The organism is Geodermatophilus chilensis, assembly GCF_002802985.1.
GTDB lineage: Bacteria > Actinomycetota > Actinomycetes > Mycobacteriales > Geodermatophilaceae > Geodermatophilus > Geodermatophilus chilensis.
Genome location: NZ_NVPT01000154.1, coordinates 1 through 12,138 on the forward strand (window position 1 = coordinate 1; position 12,138 = coordinate 12,138).

Annotated in this window: 11 protein-coding genes and 1 pseudogene; 6 read left to right on the top strand and 6 right to left on the bottom strand. The window is 71.2% G+C overall.

The annotated features are described in order from the left end of the window. Together CNO22_RS21160 and CNO22_RS21165 are read left to right on the top strand one after the other, a co-directional pair. A partial coding sequence (locus CNO22_RS21160) for an LVIVD repeat-containing protein (RefSeq protein ID WP_157937050.1) occupies positions 1 to 517 on the top strand: 517 nt, incomplete at its 5' end. A gap of 813 nt (positions 518 to 1,330) precedes the next feature. Beyond that, entirely contained in the window at positions 1,331 to 2,362 is a 1,032-nt protein-coding gene (locus tag CNO22_RS21165; protein ID WP_100501233.1) for an IS110 family RNA-guided transposase, read from the top strand. Between the two features lie 791 nt (positions 2,363 to 3,153). Here CNO22_RS21165 and CNO22_RS21170 read toward each other — a convergent pair. Continuing rightward, a complete protein-coding gene (locus CNO22_RS21170) occupies positions 3,154 to 4,092 on the bottom strand; it encodes an AAA family ATPase (RefSeq protein WP_232807229.1) in 939 nt (312 codons plus the stop codon). A gap of 900 nt (positions 4,093 to 4,992) precedes the next feature. Between CNO22_RS21170 and CNO22_RS21175 the strand changes: the two are divergent. From CNO22_RS21175 to CNO22_RS21190, 4 genes and pseudogenes are all read left to right on the top strand, one after another. After that, positions 4,993 to 5,831 (top strand): annotated as a pseudogene (locus tag CNO22_RS21175) (IS5 family transposase). A gap of 93 nt (positions 5,832 to 5,924) precedes the next feature. After that, positions 5,925 to 6,725 (top strand): (2Fe-2S)-binding protein, encoded by an 801-nt coding sequence (locus CNO22_RS21180; protein ID WP_157937051.1) that lies wholly within the window; start codon positions 5,925 to 5,927, stop codon positions 6,723 to 6,725. A gap of 141 nt (positions 6,726 to 6,866) precedes the next feature. Next, positions 6,867 to 7,061: a CbtB domain-containing protein gene (locus CNO22_RS21185; RefSeq protein ID WP_100501236.1), complete on the top strand. Its 195-nt coding sequence runs from the start codon at positions 6,867 to 6,869 to the stop codon at positions 7,059 to 7,061. A gap of 12 nt (positions 7,062 to 7,073) precedes the next feature. After that, entirely contained in the window at positions 7,074 to 7,847 is a 774-nt protein-coding gene (locus CNO22_RS21190) for a CbtA family protein (RefSeq protein WP_100501237.1), read from the top strand. Between the two features lie 34 nt (positions 7,848 to 7,881). Here CNO22_RS21190 and CNO22_RS21195 read toward each other — a convergent pair whose 3' ends face one another. From CNO22_RS21195 to CNO22_RS29295, 5 genes are all read right to left on the bottom strand, one after another. Beyond that, positions 7,882 to 8,277: a nitrile hydratase accessory protein gene (locus CNO22_RS21195; RefSeq protein WP_157937052.1), complete on the bottom strand. Its 396-nt coding sequence runs from the start codon at positions 8,275 to 8,277 to the stop codon at positions 7,882 to 7,884. Then, the gene (nthA, locus tag CNO22_RS21200; RefSeq protein WP_232807230.1) at positions 8,274 to 8,915 is read right to left on the bottom strand and encodes a nitrile hydratase subunit alpha; all 642 of its coding nucleotides are present in this window, start codon (positions 8,913 to 8,915) and stop codon (positions 8,274 to 8,276) included. The genes CNO22_RS21195 and nthA overlap by 4 nt, the downstream gene beginning before the upstream one ends. A 39-nt stretch (positions 8,916 to 8,954) precedes the next feature. Continuing rightward, positions 8,955 to 9,635 (bottom strand): nitrile hydratase subunit beta, encoded by a 681-nt coding sequence (gene nthB / locus CNO22_RS21205; protein WP_100501239.1) that lies wholly within the window; start codon positions 9,633 to 9,635, stop codon positions 8,955 to 8,957. Between the two features lie 25 nt (positions 9,636 to 9,660). Next, complete coding sequence (locus tag CNO22_RS21210) at positions 9,661 to 11,226, bottom strand: amidase (RefSeq protein WP_100501240.1); 1,566 nt, start codon at positions 11,224 to 11,226, stop codon at positions 9,661 to 9,663. A gap of 80 nt (positions 11,227 to 11,306) precedes the next feature. Further along, on the bottom strand, positions 11,307 to 11,777 hold the full coding sequence (locus tag CNO22_RS29295) for a recombinase family protein (protein WP_232807231.1): 471 nt from the start codon (positions 11,775 to 11,777) through the stop codon (positions 11,307 to 11,309). Positions 11,778 to 12,138: the final 361 nt, after the last annotated feature.

Sequence of the window (12,138 nt, forward strand, 5' to 3'; positions counted from 1 at the left end):
CGAGGGCAACATCCCGACGTTCGGCGTCGCGCCACGGGAGCAGGGCTTCGGCATCTTCAACGCTCCCTACGACGACGCCGCCTGCCTGGCCGGGGACGGCTCGGCGGTCGCGCCGATCGCGGTCGGCACGGCCGGGGACACGCTGACCTTCTCGTCGTACTTCGACGGATGGGGCTACGTCCGCCTGTTCGACGCCACCGACATGACCGAGTCGGACACCTACGCCATCCCCGAGGCGCACGATCCGCGCTTCGCCCGCGGCTTCGGTGACCTCTCGGTGCACGAGGTGGCGGTCTCGCAGGAGACCCCGGGTCGGGCCTACCTCTCGTACTACTCCGGCGGCCTGCGCGTGATCGAGGTCGGCACCGGGGAGATCCAGGAGGTCGGCGCCTTCATCGACGAGGGCGGCAACAACTTCTGGGGAGTGGAGACCTTCCTCCAGGACGACGTGGAGTACGCGGCACTGTCCGACCGGGACTTCGGGCTCTACATCCTCCGGTACACGCCCGCGCCCTGAACAGAACCCCTCACCTGAGGCCGGTGCCGCACCGCGGCGCCGGCCTCACGGCTGTCCGGCCCGCGCTCACCTCATCCGGCCTGGGGCGTGCGCTCGGCCCAGGCTGGGCGAGGCTCCCTGCGTCGGCTTCTACGCGGAGGACGGCAACGCGGGAGGGGACCATCGCGGCGGGGAGGACCAGGGTGGAGGTCAGTGTCATGGCCGGTGCCCGGTCCGACCGGTCCTCGGAGGGCTCCAGTGGCCACGTGGAGGAGCCCGACGATGCCGAAGCCGATCCCCGCGCCTATACGGCCAGGACAAACTGACGGCGCCAGCGGATCGGCTCGACACCGAACTCGTCCATGGCTGCGGCTACTACCAAGCACGCCGCACGACGCCCAGGCGCCACTACAGGAGAACTGGAGAAGGCGGGGACAGCCTGTCGCCGCACGGGCCGCGGGGCTGCCGAAGACCGAGACGCAGGTCAGCGGCGGACGACGGACGAGTCGGCCTGTACGCCGGGCACAGTCTGCCGGTGTTGGACTGATCATGAAATTCGACGGATTGCGGCGCTGACCTGCGGTTCTCTTGCTGGTCGCTGTTGGCGGGCGATGGCCAAAATCGGGTGAATTGCGGACTATCTGCGGACTGGCTGCGGACTCAGGGCGCATGATCAAGGGCCCACCCGGAACGCGTTGGGGCGACCGACACCGCTCCACAGCCGGTCGAGGATGCCGGCTGCGACGGGTCGCCGGAAAGATGACATGAGGAGGGACCCCCTCAGCTCAGCGCACCCTGGGTGCGTCGACTGTGATGGAGCTTGAGGAGGTCCCGATGAGGATCGTAGGCGGGCTGGATATCCACCGGCGGCAGATCACCTTTGACTACCTCGACGAGCGCAGCGGCGAGACCCGGCACGGGCGGATCGCCCCGGCCGATCGGATGCTGCTGCGCGGCTGGCTGCAGATGCTCGTCGGCGACGCCGGCACGCCGACGGCGTTCGCGGTCGAGGGGTGCACCGGCTGGCGGTTCGTGGTCGAGGAACTGCAGCGCGCCGGAATCGAGGCGCATCTGGCCGAGCCGGCCGACACCTCCGCCGCACGCGGACCGAAACGGCGGGCCAAGACCGACTGGGCCGATGCCCGGCTGCTGCGCGATCTGCTCGCCGACGGCCGGCTGCCCGAGTCGTGGATCCCGCCGGCGCAGGTGTTGGAGATGCGCGCCCGGCTGCAGCTGTTCCGCGACCTGCGTGAGCAGCACACCGCCTGGCTGCAGCGCATCCACGCCATCCTGCTGCACCACGGCGCCCCGACGGTCACCGGCAGCCTGCTCGGACTGGACAGTCGCCGCCGGCTCGAGGCCGGCGAGGGGCTGTCACCGGCGGGGCAAGAGGCGGTGGCCGCCGCGTTGCGCATCGTCGACGCCCTGGATGCCGAGCTCGATCCGCTGCGCAAGCAGATCACCGCGTTCGCCGGCCGCCAGCCCGGCTGCCGGGCGCTACAGGCCGACTACGGCATCGGGCCGATCACCGCGACCGCGTTGTGGACCGAGTTGGGCGATTCCCGCCGCTTCTCCGCCTCCCGCAAGGCGGTGCGGCACACCGGGCTGGACATCACCGTGCACTCCTCCGACGGCAAACGGCCGCCCGGGCGCCTGTCCCGGCAGGGCTCGCCACTGCTGCGCTGGGCGCTGTTCGAGGCCGCCCAGTGCGCCGCTCGCCCCGGCTCTCCCGATCACGCCTACTACCGGCGGGTCGCCGACCGGGTCGGCGGCAACCGGGCCGCCTTATCGGTGGCCCGCAAGATGGTCCGCCGGGCGCACCACACCCTGCGCGCTCTCGGTGACGAGGCCCTCGCCCCGGTCTGATCATCGCAGTCCTGGTGCGCGCATCTGCCCACCCACCGATGCCCGCGGCCCGCTCCAGCTGAAGCGCTGCCGACCGTGCCTCGCGCACGGAACGGCCTTGAAAGACCGAGCGGCCGCCCGTCCCGCGGGACACCCCATCGATCATCATGTCGCCGCAGCCGCACCGACCCTGGCTGCGCGCACCGAGATAAGGCCGGGCGCCCGCGCACCGCACCCTCCCCCCTGCGACCACCGGCGCGACGCCGGACCAGGAGCCGCTCATCGACTGAACGCGCTCACCTCCGCCCCCTCCGCGGCGAGCATTCTGTGCCGGTCCTCGCCGCGGTCAAGGTCGTTCGTCCAGTGGGGCGCTCCACCTTGACCGCGGCTGCGGTCCGGCACGACTTCAAGCTGCCGGACGGGGCCAGAAACACGGACCCGATTGACCGGGGGCCCCTCCACAGATAGGGCGCTTCGCGTCCCTGCGGGATGGGCCTGCGGCCCACCCTTCCCCCGGCCCGCTGCAGCCGGATCGAAGCCGGTTGTGGGGAGCGGCCAGGAGTGTGTAGATGAGCGTCGGAGGCGCTTACGTCTGCGAGGGACGGGGTGTGCTGGGCTCCCGGTCATCGACCGACCGCGGCGACCGTGTTGGGCGCGTGCTGGTGTGTGTCCCGTAGGAGATCCCCGTCGCGACGACGAGCGTGGCCGTGTCTCGACTCCTGCGATGGCTGAAGGTCGAGCGCTGTCAACACGAGGCCGGGGGTTCGCCGAAGGCTTGGGTCACAGCCGTGACGTCACCGCCGTCCTGGACGTCACCCGAGCCAGCGTTGCCATCGAGAGGGCTCGGGTTCACGCGCTGGCTCCTCGCCCAGCGCGCGGGCAGCCTCGGCGACGTCGTCCGCGGTGAGCGTCGTTACGTCGGCACGGTCGAGCGCATCCACACTCCGGTCCTCGTCGCGCGTCAGCCGCAGCGCCTGGCGGTTGAGCGCCTGCTCGAACAGCGTGCGGGCGAAGCGCGCGTTGCCGGACTCCTCACCAGGGCGGAGGCCTCCAAGGATGCGGCGGAGCGTCGCTTCGGCGCCAGGCTCCAGCGCGTACTCGTGCTGGGCCACGATGTTCGCGAAGATCGCTTCGAGTTCGTCCGTCGAGTAGTCGGGGAACCTGACCTCGCGAGCGAACCGGGAGCGGAGGCCAGGGTTCGAGAGCAGGAACGACTCCATCAGCCGGGGATAGCCGGCCACGATGACCACCAGGCGATGGCGGTGATCCTCCATGCGCTTGAGCAGGACCTCGACCGCCTCGGGCCCGAAGTCCAGCCGGCCGTCGCCCTCTGGGGCCAGCGAGTAGGCCTCGTCGATGAACAGGACGCCGTCGAGTGCCCGGCGGATCACGCGGTCGGTCTTGATCGCAGTCGCACCGACATATTGCCCGACCAGAGCGGCCCGATCGACCTCCACTAGGTGGCCTTTCTGCAGCAAGCCGACCGCCCGGTACATCTCGGCCAGGAGCCGCGCCACCGTGGTCTTGCCCGTGCCCGGGTTGCCGAGGAACACGAGGTGCTGGGACGTCGCCACCTCGGGCAGGCCGTGCGTCTTGCGGCGCGCCTGCACTTGCAGGAAGGCGACGAGCGCCTGCACTTGCTCCTTTACCGTCTCCAGTCCAACGAGCCCTTCGAGCTCCGCCTGCACCGCCGAGAGCGGCCGAGCGGGCCCGGGGCGGCCGCCGAAGAGGTCGCTCACCAGGTCGTCCACGCCCCGCAGGCCGGGCCGCGGAAGTTGATCGCCCAAGCGACCGACAGTCTCACGCAGGTCATCGAGTGGCTTGCGGTTGGAAGCCATGCCGGGAGCGTAGGGGCCACAGAGCCGGAGGATCCATCGTAAGTTGCTGCCCGCCTGGTGGGCTTGCCGGCATCGAGCTGCAAGGTGACGGCCTGGGAGCTCAAGCGCGTCTTCGTCAGACCGGAACAGCGAGGCACCGGCGTCGCCGACGCACTCATCACGGCGCTGCTGGACTACGCCAGCGGCATCTCGAGTGCGGCTCGTACGCCTGGAGACAGGCGACAAGCAGCACGCCGCGCAAGCGTTCTACCAACGCCATGGCTTCGCGCAGGTCCCGCGGTTCCGCCCGCACGAGACCGGCGAGAAGTCCGCGTGCATGCAGCGACTCGTCTGATCGACCAACGGGCTACGACGACGTTTGGGCGGGACAGGGCGGCCGGCTGCTGCTGTCCCGCAGGGGATGGGCCTTCGGCCCACCCTTCCCCCGGCCCGCTGCAGCCGGATGAGCGCCGGTTGGGGAGATCGGACAGGAGTGCCGACTCCGACAGGCCGGTCCCCTCGGATGAGTGGGTCGGCATCGTCTGCCGGTGCAACGTCCGGCTGGACGGCCCAGGCCTTGTGCTCGGTGCCACGCGGGACAGCATGGAGAGGCGGCATGAACCGTTCCCGTTCCCTGCCGGGCGCCGATGGTACTGCTCGTCATCGAGACCTTGTGGTGGTCGCGGCGAGCAGGTCATGGGGCGTCCCATAGCGGCCCACTAAGAGCCCCCGCCAGTAGGCAGAGCTGCGGCGTTCGGCGCGGTTGAGCGTGGAGGGCAGGCACGAGGGCCACGCTCACGAAGGTGCTAACGCTCCGTGAGCTGTGGACCGCTCGTGCCTGCCGTCCCATCCTGCATCCTTGACCCGCTGCGCGAGCAGTTCCTCGCGCTGCTGCCGCCGCACGTCGATGAGCATCCGCTGGGCTGTCACCGACCCCGCATCGACGATGCGGTGGTCTTCGACAAGCTCGTCGAGGCGCTGGTCTTCGGCGCCGGATACGAACGGATCGCCGACGCCGCCTGCTCGGCCACCACCCTGCGCCGCCGCCGGGACGAGTGGATCCGGCTGGGCATCTTCGATGCTCTGCGGCTGGCCGCCCTCGACGCCTACGACAGGATGGTCGGCCTGGACCTGGCCGACGTGGTGGTGGACGGCTGCACGACCAAGGCCCCCTGCGGCGGGCAGTGCGCTGGCCGCAGCCCGGTGGACCGGGGCAAGGGCGGGATGAAGCGGTCCCAGCTGTCCGACGGCGCCGGGGTGCCGATGGTCACGGTGTCCGCGCCGGCCAACACCGTCGATCACGCCCTCCTGCCAGAGACGTTGGACGCGCTCAAGGACTTCGCCCCCTGCCGGTCGAGGTGACGGTGCACCTGGACGCCGGCTACGACTACCGGCCCTGCCGAGAAGCACTCGACGAGCGCGGCCTGCGCGGCCACATCGCCTCCCGCGGCGCACCCGCGCCGATCCAGGTCGGCAAGCGGTGGGTGGTGGAGCGGGCCAACTCCTGGCTCAACGACTTCGGCAGACTCCGCCGCTGCACCGAACGCCGCAAAGACTGTGTCGACGCCTACCTGGCCCTGGCCGCGGCCATCGTCACCGTCCGTGCTCTACGGCGGGCCGCCTGGTACCTCTACCGCTGGAACACCCGGCCAAGATCACCGCGGATCCGTTGACCTACTGGCGGGAGCTCTAAGTCTTAGTAGCTGAAGGTCGGGGCGCCCTCGTCGCGGATCCACTGCCACATCAGCACGGTGTGCCCGGGGAGAATGCCGTCTGTGCACCTGATCCGGGAGGCGAGGGAAAGTCTCGGAGCCGCCCGCGCGCTGGGCCCCTTCTTCGCCGTGGACGTCGACCCGCCGCAGGACGTCTGGGATCGCTGGCAGTCGGCCGACGTCCTGGTCGCCCACCCCGAGGTGTTGCGCAGCCGTGCCGAGGCGACGCGTTCGCTGCTGGCGTCGGCCTCCGGCCTCGGCGCGGAGGCCGTCGACGCCCGTACGGCTGCGTCGCTGACCGGCCTGGGGCTGGTCGCCCGATTCGTCTCACCGCTGCTGGGGGGCGCTCTGCTCACCGGGGTTCTCCCGGTGATCGCCCCGAGCCGCTGGCTGATCGGTCCGCCCCGTCCCGGCCCCGTGCGCTTGTCGACTCGGCCCAGCGGCGGCCGGCGGTGCACCGCGCCGGGCGACGTGGCCGCCGCACTGGAGGAGCACTGCATCGACCCCCTCGTCCGGCCGCTGGTCGAGGCGATGGGGAGAACGTTCCGGCTGTCCCTGACCGTTCTCTGGGGGAATGTCACCTCGGCGGTGGCCGGTGCCGCACGGATGTGCATGCAGGCGCGTCCCGACCTCGCCCAGCAGGCGGGGGCCACGGTGGACGTCCTGCTGCGCACGGGCCCGCTCACCGGAACCGGAGCCTGGGTCCAGCCCGACCTCTCCCGGCCACGGTGGTTCCTCGCACGTCGCTCCTGTTGCCTGCTCTACCGCCTGCCGGGCGCCGCCCCGTGCGGGGACTGCGTCCTGTTGACCCCGGGCGTCCGGAGGCAGCAATGGGCGGCGGAGCTGCGCGACTGAGGATGGCGCGACGGCCTGCCCACCAGCGCTTGGCGGCGTTCGGCCCGGGCGGTACGTTTCTGCCGGCCGCAGTGTCGGCAGATCGGCACGCGTGCCGCGAGGCATGCATTTCACGAGGCACGAAAGAAGGGGTTCGTCCGCATGACCGCCACCCCGCACGCGGTGATCCCGGCCCGCGTCCACGTTCCGGCCTGGGCCTGGCTGCTGACCGCCGTCGGACTCTTCGTCCTGTACCTGGTGACGCAGGACAACGGAACGGTCCTCAGCTCGGCCGGCGACATGGCACACGAGTTCTTCCACGACGCCCGCCACTCTCTCGGCGTGCCCTGCCACTGAGGACGGAGCGTCGTGGGCTTCCCGACCGCATCCGCCGAGGTACCGGACTCCACCGCGCCACCCTTCGGTGCGCTGCTCGCGCACATCGCGGCCGCCGGACTGGTGGCCGGTGCGCTCTCGGGAACGTGGTCCCTGCTGATCACCGAGCGCGCCATCGAACCGGCGCTGGCCATCGAGGAGGCCCGCTCGGCGACCGGCGGCGGTGACGCAGAGGAGATGTTCAGCCGCACCACCCAGGTGCTCGGCGGTCTTCTCGGTGCGGTGCTCGCCGGCCTGGTCCTGTCCCTGGTCGTCGCCGTGGTCTTCGCCGGGATCCGGCACCGGCTGCCGGCGCGCACCGACTTCGGCCGGATGGTCCTCCTCGGCGCGATTGGGTTCGTCGTTCTCGGCCTCCTCCCGGCGCTGAAGATCCCGGCGAACCCCCCGGCGGTCGGCGAACCGGGCACGGTCGGCACGCGGACGGCGATCTACGGTGCCGTGCTGGCTTCTGGTGTCGTCGTCGCACTGCTCGTGTCGGCGTCGGTCAGCGTTCTGCGCAGCCGTGGCGTCGGCATCCCGATGACGACGATCGCCGCCGTGATGGTCGGCGCCGTCCTGGTGGCGCTGATCCTGGTCCTGTTCCCCCACAGCCCCGACACCATCCCCGCCGACGTTCCCGCGGCTGTCGTCTGGGACTTCCGGCTGGCGTCGCTGGGGCAGCTCGCGGTGATGTGGGCGACGCTCGGGCTGGTCGGTGGGGCGCTAGTTGAGCGCTTGACCCGTCGAAGCGCCCCGGCGGCGGGCTGACGGCTACCCCGCCGCTGGGAAGCGCCGCGTCCGATCAGCTCCGGGCGGGGTCCACGGCGACGGGCTCACGGTGAGCCCGGTGGTGACCGGCGTCCCGTGGCGTCTGGAGGACCGTCCGCGTGCGGTCTTCGACGTCGACCGGCGAGACGACCCCGGCGTCGGTCATCAGGGACTCCAGTGCCTCCAGCCAACGGTCGTAATAACGCCAGGGGGTGGCCTGCCCGGACTCCTCCCACCGCTGGATCGCCGCGATCAACGCCTGCTGGAACTGCGGCCAGTCGTACTGTCCGCTCTGGTATGCGGCCACGGCCAGCGCGAACGCCCGGATCTCCCACGCCGTCTCGAACGAGAGGTCCCCGCCCGACGGGCGCAGCGCCTCCTGATGGGGGAGGCGCAGGAGCAGGGGCTCGAGGTCCTCGCGGGTGGTCACCGCGCTTCCCGGCCCGGGTGCAGCGGCTGCCCGACGCCGATGAGGGAATCCCGGGTGACCAGCTCCGCCAGTTCCTCCTCGCTCCTCCCGTCGGTGTCGGCCGGGCGCTGGGGAAGCACCCAGTAGCGCAGCTCCGAGCTGGAGTCCCACACCCGGATCTCGGTGCTGTCGGGCACCTCCAGGCCGAAGTCCTCACGCAGCATTGTGCGCGGCTGCCGCACGATCCGGGACCGGTACGCCGGTTGCTTGTACCAGTTCGGCGGCAGGCCGAGCACCGGCCAGGGGTAGCAAGAGCACAGCGTGCACACGATCACGTTGTGCACCGCGTCGGTGTTTTCGACGACGACCATGTCCTCGCCCTGCAGGCCGCCGACGCCCAGTTCCGCGCAGGCGGAGGTGGCGTCGGCGAGCAGCCGCTCCTTGAAGGCGGGATCGGTCCACGCCCGTGCGGTCACCCTGGCGCCGATGTGCGGCCCGACCTCGTTCTCGTAGATGTCGGCGAGCCGGTCGACGGTCTCGGTGGTCATGACGCCCCTCTCGATCAGCATCGCCTCGAGAGCCTTCACGCGGGCGGCGATCTCCTCGTCCGACCGGACGCCGGACGCGGTAGGCGAGGGGGAGGTCTCAGCAGTGGTCACGGTTCTCTCCTGGACGGGGGCTGATGAGGTCGACGGCGTTCACGCACGTTGCAGGTAGGGCTCCCAGGCGTCGAAGTACACCGAGCTGTTGGGCTCGGCCGCGTCGGCGCCCCACAGCTCCCGCGCGTCGAAGCGCACGGTGTAGACGACTTGCGGGTGCTCGTCGCCTCCGTTGCCCGCGCTGTCCGGATAAATGAACGAGCCCGCCACGCGTTCGATCACGCCGGTCCGGCCACGGATGTACCGGGCGCGCCGGGTGTGCCCCAGCGGGTGGTCATCGGCGACCCGTACCCGGTCGCCGACCGCGTACCCCGGCTGGCCGGCCTGCTCCCGACGGGCGGTTCCACCGTTCTTGACCACCGCCTCCATCAGCGCGACCAGCTCCGGGTCCGACCGCTCCGGCAACGGCTCGTCGGGGTGCTCGCGGTAGTGGCGGGTGCGGGCCTCGAGCTCGGCGGGATCGATCACGCCGCGCTCCTCGAGGAACTTCAACGTCGCGTGCAGCCAGTGCTCGTAGTACGGCGTCGTCAGGTAGTCCGCCGGGTGCATCTGCTCGATCGCGTACCGGAACTCGTCCAGGTTGAAGTGGCCCTTGACGAAGTTCGTGGGAAACATGGCGAAGACCGCCTTCTCCCAGTCGGCGTGCCAGACCGGCTCCTCCTCCTCGCGGACGACGGGGCCGAGCCCGTCGGTGCCACCCAGGTCGTGCACACCGTTCACGTGTCCTCCTCCGTCGCGGTCGGGATCAGGCGTGCGCGGACAACGATCTCGCGTCCTGATGCGCAGGCGGGGGCGGGAACCCGCCCGCGAGCTGCTCGAAGGCGTCCGCCACGCGCAGGCAGGTGGCGTCGTCGAAGCGCTTGCCGACGATCATCATGCCCACCGGCAGCCCCTCGGACAGGCCGGCGGGCACGCTCGTCGCGGGGTGGCCGCTGACGTCGAACGGCGCCGCGTTGACGATCATGTCCAGGGCCTCTGCGATGACCTTCTCCAGCGGGTCGTCCGGCCCGACGAGCGGCCGGGCCGTCATCGGCACCGTGGGCATGACCAGGACGTCGTAGCGGGAGAGCGCCTCGTCGTAGTGCCGGCGCACTTCGTGGGCGAGGTTCTGGGCCATCGCGTAGTGGCGGGTCTGCAACTGCTCGATCGACCACCGGCCGGTCAGCGAGACGACCCTGACCGTGGGCGACCACTCGTCGGGGATCTCGCGGCTGCGCCGTCCGTAGTGGGCGACCAGCTCGGGGTCGTAGAGGCCCTCCCAGTTGTAGCCGTAGCCGTTGCCCTCGACCATCTGCACGGTCGCCCCGTCGGTGGCGATGACGTTCCAGACGTGCAGCGCATGCCGGTGCCACGGGAGGTCGAGGTCCTCGACCTCCATCCCGGCCTCGCGCAGGCGGGCGGCGGCCGTGCGGACGGTCTCGTCGACGCCGGGCTCGGAGAGCTCCTCCCAGCCGAAGCCCTCGGCGACCACGCCGACCCGCATGCCGGCGACGTCCTGTCCGAGGGCCGCGAGGTAGTCCTGCGGTCGCACGTCGGCGGGCTGGCGGGGGTCCCAGCCGTCCCGGCCGGCCATGACCTGCAGCATCCGGGCGGCGTCGGACACCGTGCGGGTCATCGGGCCGAGGTGGTCGAGGGTCATCTCGATGGGGAAGGCACCGGTGTAGGGGACCAGCCCGTGGGTCGGCTTGTGGCCGACGATGCCGCAGAAGGCGCTGGGCATCCGCACCGAGCCGCCCTGGTCCCCGCCGACCGCGATGTCCACGGCGCCGGCGGCGACCAGTGCCGCGCTGCCGCTGGAGCTGCCGCCGGTGGTGCGCTCGGGGTCCCACGGGTTGCGCACCGGACCGGTCTTCGAGGTGTGGCTGCCTCCGGAGAAGCAGAGGTCCTCGCACACGGACTTGCCGGTGATCGTGGCGCCGGCCTCCAGCAGGCGGGTCACCACGGTCGCGTCCCGGCCGGGGACGAATCCCTCGACGGTGCGCGACCCGTTCATCATGGGAAGGCCCGCGACCTCGACGTTGTCCTTGATCGCCACCGTGTACCCGGCCAGGGGCCCCTCGGCCGCTCCCCGGATCTCGGTGGTGACGTACCAGGCGCCGAGCGGGTTGTCGGCGTCCTCCGGGCGCGAGCCCTGCCGGTCGGTGGGTGCGGTCGGGGCGATGTCGGCGTAGAGCTCCTCGACGGCGTCGTACGAGGTGAGGAACGCCTCCACCAGGGCCGTGTAGACGTCGAGGTCGGCATCCGACACGTTCATGCCGAAGCGGCGCGCGACGGCGTCGACCTCCTCCTTGCTCGGCTTGGGCACAGCCACGGAGGCCCTCCTCGTGATCGGGGCCGTACGCGTTCAGGAGCCTCGGCTCGCGCTCCGTCCCGCGCGGCGGTGGCGCCAAACTACCAACGAACCGAGGGGCCGTACACGTGACTGGAAAGTTCAGTAACGGGCGGGGGCCCTGGCCGGGACTGCCGTGGTCGCCGACCACCGACGGGTGGCTCGATCACCTGTGGCCGGACGGCGTCGAGTCCCCACGGGCGCGCTCTCGGGGACACAGATGTCGTAGCACGACGCGAACTCAGCCGGACCTGGCGCAAGGTGAGTTCCTCGACGATCGCCCGGGCGTCGGGCAGAGAGCGGGCCAGCCGGTCGAGCTTGGTGACCACCAGGGTGTCGCCCTCGCGGCAGGCGGCCAATGCCTCCCGCAGGCCGGGACGCTCCCGGTTGGTGCCGGTCAGGCCGTGGTCGACGTAGATGCGGCCCGGGTCGACGCCGAGCGCGAGCAGCCCGTGGCGTTGGGCGGTCAGGTCCTGGCGTCGGTCGAGACGCGGGCGTAGCCGATCAGCAGCGCCGTCATGGCGTACCTCCACAGGCAGGCCGACGCCGGCGCTCCGGTGCGTCGGTCACCGGCGACGGCCCCAGCCGCTACCCGCGGACGGTGATCACCACGGACATGCCCGGCCCTGCCTCTTCGGACATTGATCACCCGAGCAGGTGACAACACCGACGCCCGCGAGGGGAACGGGCTACGACGACGTTTGGGCGGGACAGGGCGGCCGGCTGCTGCTGTCCCGCAGGAGATCCCTATGCGGTGACGGCGGACCGAGGCCTCGGACCCGTCCCTGAAGGCGGCTTAGAGCTCCCGCCAGTAGGTCAACGGATCCGCGGTGATCTTGGCCGGGTGTTCCAGCGGTAGAGGTACCAGGCGGCCCGCCGTAGAGCACGGACGGT